Source organism: Streptomyces sp. SID1328 (assembly GCF_009865595.1).
Classification (GTDB): Bacteria; Actinomycetota; Actinomycetes; order Streptomycetales; family Streptomycetaceae; genus Streptomyces; species Streptomyces griseoluteus.
In genome coordinates, this window is sequence record NZ_WWKH01000033.1 from 1 (window position 1) to 15,251 (window position 15,251).

Sequence of the window (15,251 nt, forward strand, 5' to 3'; positions counted from 1 at the left end):
GTGATGCCCTGTTCCCTCAGCGCACAGCAGAACGCCCACGCCGGAGCGCGGGCGGGACACGGCATCTGTCGGCGACGCTACACGCCGCGACGGGCTCTCACCACCGGGCAACGACTTACGCTCACCCGTCCGTCGGACCGTCGCTGGTGGGCGCGTGGATCGTCCTTGAGGGCCCGCCTGGCGGGTGGTCTCGGTCCAGCAGTCCTGCCCGGCCGGAACGGCCCCTCCGGGCGGAGCAGGTGCACCCCGGGGCAGGTTCCTGAAATGCCCTTTGAACGAGGCCCGTTGGGGCTCGTCTCGTGCTGTTCCCCCGGAGGACAGCACGGCGCGGGGGCGGGCCTGGGCCCGAGACTCAGACGACCAGGACCCGGCGCCCGCGCGTATGCCCCGCCCGGCTGTCGATGTGCGCCGCCGCGGCCTCCTCGAGCGGGTACGACTTCTCGACCGGGATGCACAGTCTCCCCTGCGAGATCAGGTCGACGGCCTCCGCGAGCGCGTCCGGCATGCTCCCGGCCACCCCCGAGAACCGGACACCGAGTTCCGGCGCGCCGAGATCGGCGATGGAGAGCACTCGTCCCGGATCACCCGTCAGCTCGGTCAGTTCGCGGATCACGCCCGAACCGGCGAGGTCCAGCGCCGCGTCGACGTGGCCGAGGCTCCGCACCCGCTCCGTCCAGCCCTGGCCGTAGGTGGTGGCGAGGGCGCCCAGGCTACGCAGGTAGTCCTGGTTCACGGCCCCGGCCGTGCCGATCACCCTGATGCCCCGGTCGCGGGCGATCTGCAGCACCGCCGACCCCACTCCCCCGGACGCCCCGCTCACGAGCAGCGCCTCCCCGGGCCGCACGCCGACCTCGCGCAGGACGCGCAGCGCGGTCTCCACCACGGAGGGGTACCCGGCCGCCTCCTCGAACGTCAGCCCCTCGGGCATCCGGGCCCAGGCCGACAGCACCGCGAACTCGGCGTAGGTGTCGGCCCCTTCACCGAACACGCGGTCGCCGGCCTGGACCCCTTCAACGCCGTCGCCCACCTCGTCCACCACCCCGGCGGCGTCCAGCCCCACCCCGGCGGGCAGCTCCACCGGGTGGGCCCCGAGGGCCTGACCCTCCCGGATTCTCCAGTCGACGGGGTTCACCCCCGCCGCTCGTACGGCCACGCGCACCTGTCCCGGGCCCGCGTGGGGCTCCTCGGCGTCCACGAGCCGCAGGACGTCCGGACCGCCGAACTCGGCAAAGCTCACTTTCCTCATGCCACCGAACTTAACACTAACGGTTAGTCTTTTGGAACAGGTTTGATTTCGTAGCTGGTAGCATCAAGCCGTGACCGTGCCGACCGGACGCCGCGAGCGCAAGAAGGCCGCGACCCGCCAGAAAATCGCCGACACCGCCCTGCGGCTCTTCCTGGCGCGCGGGTACGACGCGGTGGGCATCCGTGAGGTGGCCGCCGAGGCCGATGTGGCCGTGACCACGGTCTTCTCCCACTTCGCCTCGAAAGAGGCCCTGGTCTTCGAACTGGACGAGGACTTCGAGCAGCGTCTCGTGCGGGCGGTCACCGACCGCGCCCCGGACGAGCCGCTCATCCCCGCGCTGCGCCAGGAGATCCACGCCCTGGTACGGCACTGCACGGGGGACGACGCCGCCCCGGTCTGGCGGATGATCACCGCGTCGCCCGCCCTGCGGGAGTACGAGGAAACGATGCGGCTGCGCCACGCCGAGTCCCTGGCGGCCGCCATCGCCGCCGACCTCGACCTGCCTCCGGCGACGACGACGTGCCGGACGATCGCGCGGTTCGTGATCGACGCCTACACGCTCGCCCGCGACGCGGCCGAGCCGGCGGCCGCGGTGGACGAGATCTTCCAAATGATCGAGGCGGCATGGGCCGTAGCCCGCCCGACCCAGGACACCACGGGAGGCGGGACGGACCACCGGTGACTCCTCGATGTGCGTGGGGAGATGGGGGAGCGAGGATCCGACTCCGCTCCCCGGTGGCTATGTTGGGGCCATGGCCGGTGACTGGCGGACGGATCGGATCGGAGCCGCTCTCCGCGGCCAGAACCCGACCGTGCTGCGGCGGCTCGAGGCGGGGTTCGCGGTGATCGGCGACGTTCAGTTCTTGCCGGGTTACTCGGTTCTCCTCGTGGACGAGCCAGGTGTTCGGCGGCTGTCTGATCTGCCGAGGGCGAAGCGGCTGTCGTTTCTGTCCGACATGGACCGGCTCGGAGAAGCCGTGGAGCGCGTCTGCCGACGCCTGGACCCGGACTTCCGCCGGGTCAACCTGGAGATTCTGGGAAACACGGACCCGTTCTTGCATGCCCACGTCTGGCCACGGTTCGAGTGGGAGCCGGCCGAGCTGGTGGGCAAGCCTGTGTGGCTGTATCCGCACGACCGGTGGAGTGACGAGGAGTTCAGGCTGGGGCCGCAGCATGACGTGTTGCGGGACGGGCTCGGGAGCGAACTGGATCTGTTGCGTTCGGCGGGCTGACGGCGGGGACGGTGGAGGCAGCTCAGGCCCCGACGGCAGCTCCGCGACGGTCGCGTACGGATCGTCCGTGCTCGCGCACGCGATGGCCCGGCGCTCCCGTCCTTCGAGGCGTGTGCCTCACCGTCGGCGGATGACGCCGTGGGGTGGAACGGCTGCGTCGCCGCACAGGCTACGCGCCGACGTCGTCCGCACCGGCGCTCGCCCCGAGGTCGTACGGCTCGGCGATGCCCGGCACCGACGAACTGTCGTGTGGCTGATCTGAAGCGCGGGCCATCGCCGACAGGTAGTGGCCGAAGCCGCCGTGGGCGCGGGGGCGCAGTCGTGGGGAGGTCTGGACCGGGCAGGCGGTGGTGCGCAGGACGCGGTGGCCGCGTCGTTCCAGCGCGTGTACCAGGGCCCTGTCCTCTCCGGTCGTGAGCGGCGGGAAACCGCCGGCGTCGAGGTAGGCGTCGGCGGCGAAGCCCAGGTTGGCGCCGTGCACATGGGGGTGGAGCCAGGGGGTGCCCTTCGGCGGCCGCGTCTTCTCGTACAGCGCGAGGTGCGGCGCGGCCAGCGGCGAGGAGAGGGGGAGGGTCACGGTGCCCACGACGGCCTGCCAGCCTTCCCGTGCGCGGGCGAGCTGGTGGGCGAGCCAGCCGGACGGGACGACGCTGTCGGCGTCGGTCGTGGCGATCCACAGGGCGGAAGGTCTCGCGAAGCTCCGCTCGAGCGCGTGCCGGACACCGGCCGCGCGGGCCCGGCCCGGGTTGCGGCAGTCGGTGCGGACGACCAGGGCCCCGGCGTCACGGGCCACCGCCTCCGTACGGTCGCGGCAGGCGTCGGCCACCACCACCGTCAGCACCCTGAAGGCGGCCAGGTCGGGGTGGCGGGCGGCGCGGGCGAGCGCCGCGAGGGCGGCCGGGAGCAGTCGCTCCTCGTCATGGGCGGGAATGACGACGGCGACGGTGGCCGCGCTCATGCGAGCCCTTCGCGAGCGGCGACCCCTGGGGGCGTACGGCCGTCCGGGCCGGTGCGCTGGTGGACCTGGAGGACGAAGTCCTCCTCGCGGTGGTCGGCGAGCAGAGCGAGGCCCGGCTGCGCGTCGAGGCGGCGCGCGACACCGGTGCCGGTTCTCAGGTGCTCCGCCACCGGATGGTTCCAGTGGACGGTGACCAGCGTGCCGGCCGGTTCCAGCGACTCGACCGCACGCTCCAGCAGTTGGTCCAGGGCGCTGTCGTCCAGGTAGTAGAGAAGCTCGGACAGCACGACGAGGTCGAACGAGCCGTCCGGCCACTCCTCGGGCACGAGCATCCGGCGCACCGAGATGTTCGGCAGGCCGGCCGTGCGCCCGCGGGCGGTCTCGACCGCCGACTCGACCCGGTCGCAGGCGAGTACGGCGTCGCAGCGCTCCGCCAGGCGGACGGTCAGCTCGCCGACGGAGCAGCCCGGCTCGAACGCGCGCCGGTAGCGGGCCATCGGCAGGACGGCCACGGTGAGGTCGTACTTGCGCCGTTCGTACCACCGCTCGGCCAGCCGCCACGGGTCGCGGGCGGCACGGTACATGCCGTCGAAGTACGCGTCGGGGGTACGGGGCCGGGTCATCCGAACACCACCTCCCAGCCGCGCAGATGGTGGGCCACCTCGTCCGGAGGCAGCACCGCGGCGTCCTGCGGCGCGTCACCGAGCGGCCGGATCTGGGTGACGAAGCGGTCGACCGCGGCACGCTTGCGGGCCTGCACCTCGGGCGACAGGACGATCCGGGCGGCCCGCCGCCAGGGCACCCGGGCGTCTCCCGGGCGGGCCCAGTGCCACAGCCACACCGGGTACAGCCGGCACGGCACCGACACCGCACGGGAGGCGGCCAGCGCGGCGCGCCCCGCCGCCTCGTGATCGCCGTGCACGTCCTGCGTCCACGGCGCGAGGCAGAGCGCGGCGTCCGGCAGCAGGGCGGCCAGTTCGTCCGCGAGGCGGTCCTCGTGCCGGGCCACCCCGGTGTCGGGCAGCCGCAGCCGCACGACCTCCGCCTGCTCTGCCCCCAACTCCACCAGCGCGTCGCGCAGTTCACCGGCGCGCAGCTCGGCGAGCCGGCCGGGGGTCAGACGGGTGGAGCCGGGGTGCGATCCCTCTCCGTCGGTGACGGACACCACGGTCAGCGCGACCCCGGCCGCCGCCAGCCGGGCGAGGGTTCCGCCCACGCCCAGTACCTCGTCGTCCGGGTGAGCCGCCACCACGACGACCCGCCCCTTCGTCGGCAGCGGGCATTCCGGCATCCGGTCCCAGCCGGCCCACGCGCGCCACTCCCGCTCGTCGGTGCCGGGGGCCTGGATCGGGTCGGCGTAGCCCTCGGCCGCGGCGCTCACCGGTCGGCTCCGTCACCGCGGCACACCAGGGCGCCCAAAGCCGCCAGATCCCGTTCGGCGTGGTGCTGGCGTACGTAGACGGCCAGGTCGGCCGCGGCCCGCGCGTGCCGCTCGTCGTGGCACAGCGGCCCCGCGCCGGTCGCCCGGCCCACCCGGTCCAGCACCTCGGCGCACACCTCCGCCAGGAGTGCCCGTACCCGCAGGGCGCGCAGCCCGGCCGTACCGGCCTTGTCCAGCGGGTCGGCGTCGATCTCCTCGGCCGCCCGCGCCAGCGCCGCCCCGGCCGTGTGCAGCCGCAGGTCGACCGCGCCGGCGTGCGCGTCGGTGAACGGGTCGGCGCGCCGCCCGGCCCGCTCGAAGAGGACGTGGGCCACGGCCCGGGCCCCGCCGTACCAGCAGGCCGCCACGCCCACACCGCCGTGGTGGAAGCCGGGTCGGCGCAGGTACGCCTCCACCCCGCCCACCGGAATGGCGGGCACCGCGGTGAAGCGCACGTCCGGGCTGTCGCTGCCGGCCATGCCGACCGCCTGCCACGTCCCGGGTACCGGCCGGCAACCGGGACCGTCCGCGGGCCGCGCGTCACCGGGGATGCCGGTGCGCACCGCGAAGAGCCGGCGCCCGTCGTCGGCGAGGGCGGTGACCAGGGCGTGCGTGCAGGTGTGCGCCCCGGAGCAGTACTGCTTGACCCCGTCGAGCACCCAGCCGTCCGCCGTACGGGTGGCGGTCAGTCCGGAACCGGGCGGTTCGGCCGCCCACACACCCCAGTACGCGCCGGGGCGCACCGGCTCCCCCTCCAGCTCGGCGAGGATCGCCACCGCGTCCAGATGCCCTTCCGCCAGCCGGGCCGTGCACAGATCCTCGCGCGCGAGCCCTGCCAGCGTGTCGAACCGGGCGGCGGTATTGCCGCCGCCGGGCAGGGGGCAGTCGACCTTCCCGGCCGCCAGCGCGTCGGCGTAACGGACGAACGCCTCGGCGGGCGGGGGAAGCTCATCGTGCATGAAGGGCACTCCTTGCTCGTTCGTCCGGTGCCGGAACCGCTCCGGGGACGACGACTTGATACTGCGTGGCGGCCGGTGAGGTCGCCACTCGCGTCTCGGCGGGGCGAGGGCGGGCCCGGCCTGTGTCCGGACCCGCCCCTCGTCGCCGTCGATGCGGGCTCAGACCTCGCCGCGCCACTGGCCGGTCGCGGCGCCACCCCGCTTCTCGATGAACTCCTTGAAGCGCTTCAGGTCACCGCTGGCCTGGCGCTTGACGAAGCCCAGCTTGTCCCCGACCTTCTCGGTCAGGCTTTCCGGGGCGTAGTCGAGCTGGAGCATGACCTTGGTGGTGCCGTCGTCGATGCGGTGGAACGTGACGACTCCGGCCTGCCGGGCTTCCCCGCCGACAGTGGTCCACGCGACCCGCTCGTCGGGGATCTGCTCGGTGATCTCCGCGTCGAACTCCCGCTCCACTCCGTCGATGCTCGTCTTCCAGTGGGTGAGGGTGTCGGTGCGCTGCTCGATGCGCTCCACACCGTCCATGAACTGGGGAAAGTCCTCGAACTGGGTCCACTGGTTGTAAGCGTCCGTCACGGGGACGCGAACCTCGATGGACTCTTCCACCTTCGACATGCGCTCCTCCTTGGCGTGAGCCGGCCCTGCAGGGCCGGTCGGGCTGACGTTGATCTCTTTCCTCTTGCCCGGATCGCGGCATGTAGTACTCGTGGGTCGGTCCCGCCTCATAGCGGTCGACCGGAATACCCCCAGGGGGTATGTTGTTCCCGTCGGTGACCGACACGGTGAGAGGAGCCGGCGATGGACCACACCGCACACCCGCATCAGCACGCACACACGGACTCGGATGCCTCCTGGCGCACCGCCGCCCGCGCGACCCTGCACTGCCTGACGGGCTGCGCCATCGGCGAGGTCCTCGGCATGGTGATCGGCACCGCGGCCGGTCTGCACAGCGCCGCCACGGTCGTCCTCTCCATCGCGCTGGCCTTCGTCTTCGGCTACGCCCTGACCATGCGGGGCGTACTGCGCGCCGGCCTTCCGCTCCCCCGGGCCCTCGAGGTCGCCCTGGCCGCGGACACGGTGTCCATCGCCGTGATGGAACTGATCGACAACACCGTCATGGTGGGCGTCCCGGGGGCCATGGACGCAGGTCTGACGCAGGCACTGTTCTGGGTCTCGCTGACGGCCTCACTGGCCGTCGCCTTCGTACTGACCACTCCCGTCAACCGCTGGATGATCACCCGCGGCAAAGGCCACGCCGTCGTACACCAGCACCACTGACGAACGACCCTGGAGCCCAGCCACAGGACTCGCTCCGGCTGGGTCGGCTCAACGGCGCGGGTGCGGCGGCGGGTTAGGGTCGGCTGCGTGGCCGAGCCCTCCTATCTGACCGCTGTCCGCGAGTCGTACGACACGGTCGCCGTCGATTACGTCGAGCGCGTCCCGCCTCCCGCCGCGATGGACCCGTTGTCCCGCGCGATGCTGGCGGGGTTCGCCGAATTCCACCGCACGCTCGCGCCCGGCGGGTACCTGCTCTGGGGTGACTATGTCGGCGACGAGCGGCTGGAACCGACCCGGGGTTACGGCCGTCCGGTGTCCTACGAGTCGTACCTCCTGCCCGTGGACGGCGTGGCCGGCCTGCTGGAACAGGCCGGACTCGTCGTCACCGCGAGGCTGGAGCAGGAGCCCGGCGGACGGCTGAACCGACCGCACGCCTGCCTGTTGGCCCGCAAGCCGCCGAGGGCAGCCGCCGCCTCGGCCGCACGCCGTCAGGGAACCGGGGCGCGCTGACGCCGACGTGCAACCATCGATGAGCTGAGGGCCCGTAACCGTCCCCATTGCCGGCTACGGCCGAGTTCACGGTCGCCGCGCCGCCCAAGGACACGTCATCCTCGTCCGTTGAGTCACTTGAGCGGGTCGTGTCCCCAGTTCATCAACGAATAGCGCCACTTGGTGTCGGAGACATCCCCACTGGGACGCTGCTTGATGTGCCGGTGCACATAGCCGACGACCTTGCGCATGTGGGCCAGGTCGTCGTCAGAGAGGTCGCTCTTCCTGGTGCGCAGCAGATCGACGATGCGGCGACCGGAGGCGTGCCCCACGCTCTCCCCGTCGTCGCCGCTGTGCTGCCCGGCTCCGTTCGACTCGTCGGTCCCCAGCCACTTCTCCAACTCGGCAGGCGTCATGTTCACCGCCTCGTTGAACTCGGCGACGGTGCTCTTCCTGTCGTCCTGCTCCTGAGCGGCCATGCCAGCATCCTTACGCGCGCCGAAAGGGGACGCACGGCGATGACGCCGTACGCGCGACGAAGGGGGGCGCCCGAAGGCGATACGCGCCGGGCCGGGACAGCCAGCGGACATGCCGGAGTCGCGTATACACGCGGGTCGCAGGTGCCGGAAGACGCCTGGGTGTGCAGCTGAGCGAGGCCGTTCTACGCCGCCCGCAGGCCGAGAGTCCAGATTTTGATGCTCCACAGGGTTCGGGCGCGACCGAGGCCGACGATCACCAGTGTCCCTCCGGACGATCCGGCCGGGGTGATCTTTCCCGGCGTCACGCGGTCACCTGGTGGAAATCGGGTACCCGGTGTGGGTGCCGGGCCGGTGGCCGCCGCGAGTGGGTGCGGGCCGGGCAAAGTGGACAGCAGGTGTGACGAGAGGATGTGCGTTCCATGCCCCCCACCGACGCCCAGGAGACGGCTCGTGCCGCCGTGTTCGATGTGGACGGCACCCTCGTGGACACCAACTACCTGCATGTGGCGGCGTGGTGGGAGGCGCTGCGGCAGGCGGGGCATAATGTGCCGTCGCAGGCGATTCACCGGGCCATCGGTCTCGGTTCGAGTGATCTCGTGGCTCACCTGCTGGGCGCGGACCGGGCGCGTGAGGAGGCGGAGGCGCTCAGCGCCGCGCACAGGACGCTGTACGGGCAGTACTTCGGGCGGCTGACGGCGCTGCCGGAGGCCGGGCGGCTGCTGCGGCGGCTGGCGGACGACGGGTGGAAGGTCGTCCTGGCCACGTCGGCGGGCGGTCAGGAACTGTCCGCGCTGCGGACCGCGCTCGACGCCGACGAGGCGATCACCGGCATGGCGAGTGCCGACGACGTCTCGGAGGGCAAGCCCTCCCCCGAGCCGGTCCAGCAGGCACTGGAGCTGGCCGGGGCGACACCGGAGCGGTCGGTGTTCGTCGGGGACACCGTGTGGGACATGCAGGCGGGCAGCCGGGCCGGGGTCACCTGCGTGGGGCTGCTGTGCGGCGGGATTCCCCGCGACGACCTCGAGAAGGCCGGCGCGGACGTGCTGTACGACGGCCCGGACGCGCTGCTCGCCTCCCTCGCCCAGAGCCCGCTGGGGCGCCGCACCTGAAGGGCGTCACTCGTCGGCCGGGCTCTTCGTACGTGTCACGGCCTGGCGGGCGGCGAGGTGGCCCGCGATCTTGAACGCCCGTTCGTGCGAGCCGAACGTATCGGCGCGGGCGCGGCGCAGAACCACCCGGGCGGCGACGACGACTCCGTGCTCGGGCAGGCGCAACTGCTCCTCGATCCCCCGGGCAGCAGCCGCGAAGAAGCGCGGCAGGGCATCGGCGGGCTCGTAGTCCACCGTGAGGTCCTGGGCCACCTCGAAGACGAAACCCTCCGCCGCGGGTTCGAAATCCACCTCGATCTCCGCGAACTGCGGCGCGCAGTTCTGCTTTCTGTGCAGTACGCGTACGCCCCGGATGGGATACGGGGGGAAGCGGAGCGGCGCTGATGTCATGCCGGAACGTTATCCGCCGCCGGTGTGACGGCCGCCATCCGCATACCCGCCGCGCAGGGGGTATCCGCCCCACCTGTACCGATGTAGTGAGCAAGGGTTCGAGGCGAAGCGCATGGAGTGGTTGCGGAGCTGTACCGCGTGGGTGAAGCGGGCGTGGAGCACGCCGGGGCACGAGCGCAATACGGCGCTACTGGTCGGCAAGAGCGCGCTGGCGGCGACGCTGGCGTGGTGGATCGCGTACGACCTGCTGAACGCGGCGTCGCCCGCCTTCGCACCCTTCTCCGCTGTGCTGATCATGAACGCCACGGTCTACAAGTCCGTCTGGCAGGCGCTTCGCTACACGGCCGCGGTCACCGTCGGCGTGGCCGTCCAGGCAGCCATCGGGTTCCTCGCCGGGCCGGATCTGTTCGCCTTCGTCCTGGTCGCCGTCATCGCCCTGTGCATCGGACAGTGGCCGGCGCTGGGCGAGCAACGCTCCCAGGTCGCCACCGCGGCCTTCTTCGCCTTCTCCACGTACGCCACCGCGACCACCACCGCCGACAAGGTGAACCAGCTCGGGCAGATCATCCTGCTCGTCCTCATCGGATGCGGGCTGGGCGTGCTCGTGAACCTGTGCATCGCGCCCCCGCTGCGGTACCGCAGCGCGGAGCACGGGCTCCAGGTGCTGGCCGGGCGGATCGAGACCCTGCTGGACGACATGGCCGACGGCCTGGGCAGCGGAGACGTGGACGCGGACCGGGCCGCCAAGTGGCGCCGGGCCGGCGAGAGGGCACAGCACGCGGTCGGGCAGGCCCGCGCGGGTCTGGACACGGCGGAGAACAGCCTGCCCCTCAACCCCCGCCGCTTCCTGCCCGCCCACCGCGGCTACCTGGGCTTCGACCGCTACCGGCAGAGCGTCGACGCCCTGGAACGGGCGGTCTACCAGCTCGGCTCACTGACCCGGAGCCTCGGCCGCTGGCGCGAGGTGGAGGACACGTACACCTACGCCCCCGCGCTCAAGGCGTACGCGGACTTCGCCGCCAGTCTGCGCGACATCGCGCACGTCATCGCCGAGCTCGACAGCGACACCCTGGCCGATCAGGCCCAGGAGATGTGCCGGCTCGCGACGCTCGCCCAGGAAGCCCTCGAGAAGGTGCTCGGCGCCGCCCGGGACAACAAGCTGCCCCTCTCGGACGCCTCGCGCCCCTACGGCGTCCTCGTCGTGGAGGCCACCCGGCTGATGGAGGAGTTCCAGAACACCTGCGACGCCCTCAAGGACACCGCTGACGAGTCGTAGCTCTCACTCGGCCACGGCAGGCTCCCCGAGGGGGGCGGGGGTGTCCCGGACGCCCAGGCGCAGGTGCTCGACGTGGTAGAGGGCCTGGTCGAGGAGTTCGGCCACGTGGCTGTCGTACAGGGAGTAGACGATGGAGCGGCCCTGGCGCTCGCCGGTGACCAGGCCGAGGTTGCGCAGCAGGCGGAGTTGGTGGGAGCAGGCCGAGGTCTCCATGCCGACGGCCTTGGCGAGGTCACCGACCGCGCAGGGACCCTCCTGGAGCCGGGCCAGGATGTGGAGCCGGGACGGCGTGGCGAGGGCCTGGAGGGTGGCGGCGACGTCGGCGGTCCCGACCGCGTCGAGGCGTTCGCGGGTGCTGGCGCTGCTGCTGGTGACGCGTCCGTGGCCCATGCGTCCATCATAACGATGACACTTGAAGACCTGTTCAATTGTTCCTGTACGGTGGGAGGGTAGTCCGCTCCGCCCGTGAAGGGTTGTTTTGTCGTGTCTTCTGTACTGGACCGTGCGTCCTCCGCTCCCGTCGCACCGGCCGCCGGCCGGACCCGGCGCCGTACCCGCGTGCTGGCGTTGCCGGAGGCGCGCTGGGCTCTCGCGGCCCTGGTGCTGTTCCTCGTGGCGCTGCCGGTCAGCCTGCTGCACGGCCCGGCGTGGCTGTGGGGGACGCTGTTCGCCGCGACCTATGTGACCGGCGGCTGGGAGCCGGGCTGGGCGGGGCTGAAGGCCCTCAAGGACCGGACGCTGGACGTGGACCTGCTGATGGTGGTGGCCGCTCTCGGGGCCGCCGCGATCGGGCAGGTCCTCGACGGTGCGCTGCTGATCGTCATCTTCGCCACCTCCGGAGCTCTGGAGGCGGTGGCCACGGCCCGCACCGCCGACTCGGTGCGTGGACTGCTCGATCTCGCCCCCGCCACCGCCACCCGGCTCCTGCCGGACGGTACGGAGGAGACGGTCGACGCCGGGCACTTGGCGGTCGGGGACACCGTCCTGGTCCGGCCCGGTGAGCGGGTCGGCGCAGACGGCCGGGTGATCGACGGTGCGAGCGAGGTGGACCAGGCGACCATCACCGGCGAACCGCTGCCGGTGGCGAAGCGGGTCGGGGACGAGGTGTTCGCCGGTACGGTCAACGGCACCGGCTCCCTGCGGGTCAGTGTCGAGCGGGACCCGTCGGACTCGGTGATCGCCCGGATCGTGAAGATGGTCGAGGAGGCGTCCGAGACCAAGGCGCCCACCCAACTGTTCATCGAGAAGATCGAACAGCGCTACTCGATCGGCATGGTGGCCGCGACCCTCGCCGTCTTCGCCGTGCCCCTCGCCTTCGGCGACACCCTCCAGCCCGCGCTGCTGCGGGCGATGACCTTCATGATCGTCGCCTCACCGTGTGCGGTGGTCCTCTCCACCATGCCGCCGCTGCTGTCCGCGATCGCCAACGCCGGACGCCACGGCGTGCTGGTCAAGTCGGCCGTGGTCATGGAACGCCTGGGCCGGATCGACGCCGTGGCGCTGGACAAGACCGGCACGCTGACCGAGGGCACCCCGCGCGTCACCGACATCCGCCCCCTGGCCGCCTCCGGGCTGACCGGCAAGGAGCTGCTGCGGCTCGCGGCCGCCGCCGAACACCCCAGCGAGCACCCGCTGGCCCGCGCGATCGTGGACGCCGCCCGCGACCGAAGGCTGCACCTGCCGCCGGTGACGGACTTCGCTTCCACCCCCGGTACCGGGGTGTACGCGCGGGTGGAGGGGCGCACGGTGGCGGTCGGCAGCCCGGCCCGCCATCTCGACCGCACGAGCGCGACCGTGGCCGCACGCCTGGAGGAACAGGGCCGTACGGCCGTACTGGTCACCGTCGACGGCACCCCCGCCGGCGTACTCGGTATCGCGGACCGGCTACGGGAGGACGCAGGTGACGCCGTCCACGCGCTGGCTCGGCTGACCGCGTGTGCCCCCGTGCTGCTGACCGGCGACAACGAACCGGCCGCGCGGGCCCTGGCCGCCGAGGTCGGCATCACCGAGGTCCGTGCCGGGCTCCTCCCCCAGGACAAGGCGGGCGCGGTGCAGGAGATGGAGCGGGCCGGCCGCAAGGCGCTGGTGGTCGGCGACGGCGTCAACGACGCTCCCGCTCTCGCCGCCGCCCATACCGGCGTCGCCATGGGACGCGCCGGGTCCGACCTGGCGCTGGAGACAGCGGACGCCGTCGTCGTCCGCGACGAACTCGCCGCCATCCCCGCCGTCGTACGGCTCTCCCGCGCCGCCCGGCGCCTGGTGATCCAGAACTTGGTCATCGCCGCCGTGTTCATCACCGCCCTGGTGATCTGGGACCTGGCCGGCACCCTCCCGCTCCCCCTCGGCGTGGCCGGACACGAAGGCTCCACCGTCCTCGTGGGCCTCAACGGCCTGCGCCTGCTCCGCGAGAGGGCGTGGCCCACGGATCACCCTGTGGATTCGGTCACTCGGGATCTTCGGTGAGGTCTACGCGTACGACATCGCGGGCACCGGTGAGCAGCACGCATATCCACCACCCATGATCCGTGCGCGACTTGAGAAGAAGAGGGGTCGTCATGACCGGACAGCAGCAGCGTGACCACGCCGGGCAGGGCCAGGAGCACGAGTGGCCGGCCGTCACGGTCCACGAGGCGGACCCGGCGGCCGTGGAGGCCGACTTCTACCACGTACGCGAGACGGTCGGCCCCGAGGACCAGGAGCTGCTGGCGACGGTGCGGGACTGGGCGCGCAAGAACCTCGCCCCCATCGCGGACGACTACTGGGAGCGTGGCGAGTTCCCGCACGAGCTGATTCCACAGTTGCCCGAACTCGGCATCGCGGGGCTCCAGTTCGAGGGTTACGGATCGCCCGGCCGGGGCGCCCTGGTGGCCGGGCTCGTGAGCATGGAGCTCTCCCGCGTCGACCCCTCGTTCGCCACGTTCCACGGCGTGCACAGCGGCCTGGGAATCGCCTCGGTCATGGAGTGCGGCTCCGAGGAGCAGAAGCAGCGGTGGATACCGGAGATGCTGCGCTGGGAGCGGCTGGCCGCGTTCGCCCTGACCGAGCCCGGCGTCGGCTCCGGCACCTCCCGCGGGCTGACCACCACCGCCCGGCGCGAGGGCGACACCTGGGTGCTGAACGGGCGCAAGAAGTGGATCGGCAACGCCACCTTCGCCGACCTGGTGATCGTCTGGGCGAAGGACGAGGCCGACGGCGAGGTCAAGGGCTTCGTGGTGCAGCAGGGCGCCGAGGGCTTCACCCCGCACCGCATCGACGGCAAGGTCTCGCTGCGCACCGTGCAGAACGCCGAGATCGAGCTGCGCGACGTACGGGTGCCGGAGGCGGACCGGCTCCAGGAGGCGAACTCCTTCAGGGACACCGCGAAGGTGCTGCGCGCCACCCGGCTCGGGGTCTCCTGGAACGCGGTGGGCTGCGCCATGGGCGCGTACGAGGCCGCGCGCGCCTACACCCTGGAGCGCGAGCAGTTCGGCAAGCCCATCGCCGCCTTCCAGCTGGTCCAGGACCAGCTCGCCCGCATGCTGGCCGACATCACCGCCTGCCAGACCATGAACGTACGGGCGGCGCAGCTCCAGGACGCCGGGCAGCTCACCGACCAGCAGGCGTCCATGGCGAAGATGTTCAGCACCACCCGCACCCGCGAGGTCGTCGCCCACGCCCGCGAACTCCTCGGCGGCAACGGCATCCTCCTGGACCACGAGGTCGCCCGCTTCTGGGCCGACGCCGAGGCCCTCTACTCCTACGAGGGCACCCGCGACATGAACTCCCTGATCGTGGGCCGGGCGGCGACGGGCATCAGCGCGTTCGTCTGACGCGTCCCGCTCGTCAGCAGCCGGTGCCCAGGGGGCTGAACTCCAGGCGGGCGCGGTCGTGCGCGGCGAAGACGTCGCCGTACGTCGTGCGGGTGACCCGGTACCAGATGTCGTCGCGGGAGCGGTTGCCGCCGACGTCGTCCAGGCGTACGCACCAGTGCTCGGGCCGGGTCACGCGCCGATAGCTCTCGGTGCCCTGACGGACCTTTCGGCAGCGCTGGTAGTGCTCGGTGGTGTACCAGGTGCGTACGGAGCGCCGTTTGCCCGAGCCGGTGCGGCGGGTGTGGGTGACGCGGCGGGTCGCGTCGGTGCAGCGTCGTACCAGGTGCGGGCGGGTGGCCCTGGTGGTCAGGGCGGAGACGTGCCGTATCTCGTCGCGCAGGCCGGACACGGTGTCCGGGGAGGGGGCGGGGGCGTCGTCCACGGTGCGTACGTGGTTCCCGGCGCTCGTGTGCGTTCCCCCGGTGCCGCCCGAGCAGCCGCCCAGTCCCGCCATGACCAACGCGGTCACTCCGGCCACCGCCAGTCGCCTGCTGGACATCGTTCCCCCTCCATGCACGGACGCGCAGCGTAGCCGACCGCCGCCCGCCCCCAGCGAGCGCCCCAGCC

General features: G+C 72.2%; 18 protein-coding genes. 8 read left to right on the forward strand and 10 right to left on the reverse strand.

Annotated features, from left to right (window positions below):
• Positions 1-352: 352 nt before the first annotated feature.
• Positions 353-1,246 carry an NADP-dependent oxidoreductase gene (locus tag GT030_RS00800; RefSeq protein WP_161199329.1) on the reverse strand — a complete coding sequence of 298 codons (894 nt, stop codon included), beginning with the start codon at positions 1,244-1,246 and terminating at the stop codon, positions 353-355.
• Between the two features lie 70 nt (positions 1,247-1,316).
• Between GT030_RS00800 and GT030_RS00805 the strand changes: the two genes are divergently transcribed.
• Both GT030_RS00805 and GT030_RS00810 read left to right on the forward strand, forming a co-directional pair.
• Entirely contained in the window at positions 1,317-1,928 is a 612-nt protein-coding gene (locus GT030_RS00805) for a TetR/AcrR family transcriptional regulator (protein ID WP_161199330.1), read from the forward strand.
• A 70-nt stretch (positions 1,929-1,998) separates the two neighbouring features.
• On the forward strand, positions 1,999-2,478 hold the full coding sequence (locus tag GT030_RS00810) for an HIT domain-containing protein (RefSeq protein ID WP_161199331.1): 480 nt from the start codon (positions 1,999-2,001) through the stop codon (positions 2,476-2,478).
• A 169-nt stretch (positions 2,479-2,647) separates the two neighbouring features.
• Here GT030_RS00810 and GT030_RS00815 read toward each other — a convergent pair whose 3' ends face one another.
• The 5 genes from GT030_RS00815 to GT030_RS00835 all read right to left on the reverse strand — a co-directional run bounded on the left by GT030_RS00815 (position 2,648) and on the right by GT030_RS00835 (position 6,427).
• A complete protein-coding gene (locus GT030_RS00815; protein ID WP_161199332.1) occupies positions 2,648-3,436 on the reverse strand; it encodes a glycosyltransferase in 789 nt (262 codons plus the stop codon).
• On the reverse strand, positions 3,433-4,059 hold the full coding sequence (locus tag GT030_RS00820) for an SAM-dependent methyltransferase (protein WP_161199333.1): 627 nt from the start codon (positions 4,057-4,059) through the stop codon (positions 3,433-3,435). The genes GT030_RS00815 and GT030_RS00820 overlap by 4 nt, the downstream gene beginning before the upstream one ends.
• The gene (locus GT030_RS00825; RefSeq protein WP_346009528.1) at positions 4,056-4,817 is read right to left on the reverse strand and encodes a PIG-L family deacetylase; all 762 of its coding nucleotides are present in this window, start codon (positions 4,815-4,817) and stop codon (positions 4,056-4,058) included. Before GT030_RS00825 ends, GT030_RS00820 begins: the two co-directional genes overlap by 4 nt.
• Positions 4,814-5,815 (reverse strand): acyl-CoA dehydrogenase, encoded by a 1,002-nt coding sequence (locus tag GT030_RS00830; protein WP_202459521.1) that lies wholly within the window; start codon positions 5,813-5,815, stop codon positions 4,814-4,816. The genes GT030_RS00825 and GT030_RS00830 overlap by 4 nt, the downstream gene beginning before the upstream one ends.
• A gap of 159 nt (positions 5,816-5,974) precedes the next feature.
• A complete protein-coding gene (locus GT030_RS00835) occupies positions 5,975-6,427 on the reverse strand; it encodes an SRPBCC family protein (protein ID WP_161199334.1) in 453 nt (150 codons plus the stop codon).
• A 183-nt stretch (positions 6,428-6,610) separates the two neighbouring features.
• On the opposite strand from GT030_RS00835, the gene GT030_RS00840 reads away from it, so the two are divergent.
• Both GT030_RS00840 and GT030_RS00845 read left to right on the forward strand, forming a co-directional pair.
• A complete protein-coding gene (locus tag GT030_RS00840; RefSeq protein WP_161199335.1) occupies positions 6,611-7,090 on the forward strand; it encodes a DUF4396 domain-containing protein in 480 nt (159 codons plus the stop codon).
• Between the two features lie 87 nt (positions 7,091-7,177).
• The gene (locus GT030_RS00845; RefSeq protein ID WP_161199336.1) at positions 7,178-7,600 is read left to right on the forward strand and encodes a hypothetical protein; all 423 of its coding nucleotides are present in this window, start codon (positions 7,178-7,180) and stop codon (positions 7,598-7,600) included.
• 113 nt (positions 7,601-7,713) lie between these two features.
• Here GT030_RS00845 and GT030_RS00850 read toward each other — a convergent pair whose 3' ends face one another.
• On the reverse strand, positions 7,714-8,058 hold the full coding sequence (locus GT030_RS00850) for a DUF3140 domain-containing protein (RefSeq protein WP_161199337.1): 345 nt from the start codon (positions 8,056-8,058) through the stop codon (positions 7,714-7,716).
• Between the two features lie 419 nt (positions 8,059-8,477).
• Between GT030_RS00850 and GT030_RS00855 the strand changes: the two genes are divergently transcribed.
• Positions 8,478-9,167 (forward strand): HAD family hydrolase, encoded by a 690-nt coding sequence (locus GT030_RS00855; protein ID WP_161199338.1) that lies wholly within the window; start codon positions 8,478-8,480, stop codon positions 9,165-9,167.
• Between the two features lie 6 nt (positions 9,168-9,173).
• On the opposite strand, the gene GT030_RS00860 is transcribed toward GT030_RS00855, so the two are convergent.
• Positions 9,174-9,557, reverse strand: a complete 384-nt coding sequence (locus GT030_RS00860; RefSeq protein WP_161199339.1) for a hypothetical protein — start codon at positions 9,555-9,557, stop codon at positions 9,174-9,176.
• 112 nt (positions 9,558-9,669) lie between these two features.
• Between GT030_RS00860 and GT030_RS00865 the strand changes: the two genes are divergently transcribed.
• A complete protein-coding gene (locus GT030_RS00865; RefSeq protein ID WP_161199340.1) occupies positions 9,670-10,833 on the forward strand; it encodes an aromatic acid exporter family protein in 1,164 nt (387 codons plus the stop codon).
• Positions 10,834-10,836: 3 nt separating this feature from the next.
• On the opposite strand, the gene GT030_RS00870 is transcribed toward GT030_RS00865, so the two are convergent.
• Positions 10,837-11,223 (reverse strand): metalloregulator ArsR/SmtB family transcription factor, encoded by a 387-nt coding sequence (locus GT030_RS00870; RefSeq protein WP_161199341.1) that lies wholly within the window; start codon positions 11,221-11,223, stop codon positions 10,837-10,839.
• A 93-nt stretch (positions 11,224-11,316) separates the two neighbouring features.
• Between GT030_RS00870 and GT030_RS00875 the strand changes: the two genes are divergently transcribed.
• Positions 11,317-13,296, forward strand: coding sequence for a heavy metal translocating P-type ATPase (locus GT030_RS00875; protein WP_161199342.1), 1,980 nt, complete (start codon positions 11,317-11,319; stop codon positions 13,294-13,296).
• Positions 13,297-13,388: 92 nt separating this feature from the next.
• Positions 13,389-14,642, forward strand: a complete 1,254-nt coding sequence (locus tag GT030_RS00880) for an acyl-CoA dehydrogenase family protein (RefSeq protein ID WP_161199343.1) — start codon at positions 13,389-13,391, stop codon at positions 14,640-14,642.
• Between the two features lie 13 nt (positions 14,643-14,655).
• Here GT030_RS00880 and GT030_RS00885 read toward each other — a convergent pair whose 3' ends face one another.
• Entirely contained in the window at positions 14,656-15,183 is a 528-nt protein-coding gene (locus GT030_RS00885; RefSeq protein WP_161199344.1) for a hypothetical protein, read from the reverse strand.
• Positions 15,184-15,251 lie beyond the last annotated feature (68 nt).

What these genes read in the sequence shown, in the direction of transcription:
- GT030_RS00815 (WP_161199332.1), bottom strand. Translation starts at nt 3,436, where the DNA reads ATGAGCGCGGCCACCGTCGCCGTCGTCATTCCCGCCCATGACGAGGAG.
- GT030_RS00850 (WP_161199337.1), bottom strand. Translation starts at nt 8,058, where the DNA reads ATGGCCGCTCAGGAGCAGGACGACAGGAAGAGCACCGTCGCCGAGTTC.
- GT030_RS00870 (WP_161199341.1), bottom strand. Translation starts at nt 11,223, where the DNA reads ATGGGCCACGGACGCGTCACCAGCAGCAGCGCCAGCACCCGCGAACGC.
- GT030_RS00840 (WP_161199335.1), top strand. Translation starts at nt 6,611, where the DNA reads ATGGACCACACCGCACACCCGCATCAGCACGCACACACGGACTCGGAT.
- GT030_RS00855 (WP_161199338.1), top strand. Translation starts at nt 8,478, where the DNA reads ATGCCCCCCACCGACGCCCAGGAGACGGCTCGTGCCGCCGTGTTCGAT.
- GT030_RS00810 (WP_161199331.1), top strand. Translation starts at nt 1,999, where the DNA reads ATGGCCGGTGACTGGCGGACGGATCGGATCGGAGCCGCTCTCCGCGGC.
- GT030_RS00820 (WP_161199333.1), bottom strand. Translation starts at nt 4,059, where the DNA reads ATGACCCGGCCCCGTACCCCCGACGCGTACTTCGACGGCATGTACCGT.
- GT030_RS00885 (WP_161199344.1), bottom strand. Translation starts at nt 15,183, where the DNA reads ATGTCCAGCAGGCGACTGGCGGTGGCCGGAGTGACCGCGTTGGTCATG.
- GT030_RS00860 (WP_161199339.1), bottom strand. Translation starts at nt 9,557, where the DNA reads ATGACATCAGCGCCGCTCCGCTTCCCCCCGTATCCCATCCGGGGCGTA.
- GT030_RS00880 (WP_161199343.1), top strand. Translation starts at nt 13,389, where the DNA reads ATGACCGGACAGCAGCAGCGTGACCACGCCGGGCAGGGCCAGGAGCAC.
- GT030_RS00865 (WP_161199340.1), top strand. Translation starts at nt 9,670, where the DNA reads ATGGAGTGGTTGCGGAGCTGTACCGCGTGGGTGAAGCGGGCGTGGAGC.
- GT030_RS00835 (WP_161199334.1), bottom strand. Translation starts at nt 6,427, where the DNA reads ATGTCGAAGGTGGAAGAGTCCATCGAGGTTCGCGTCCCCGTGACGGAC.
- GT030_RS00800 (WP_161199329.1), bottom strand. Translation starts at nt 1,246, where the DNA reads ATGAGGAAAGTGAGCTTTGCCGAGTTCGGCGGTCCGGACGTCCTGCGG.
- GT030_RS00830 (WP_202459521.1), bottom strand. Translation starts at nt 5,815, where the DNA reads ATGCACGATGAGCTTCCCCCGCCCGCCGAGGCGTTCGTCCGTTACGCC.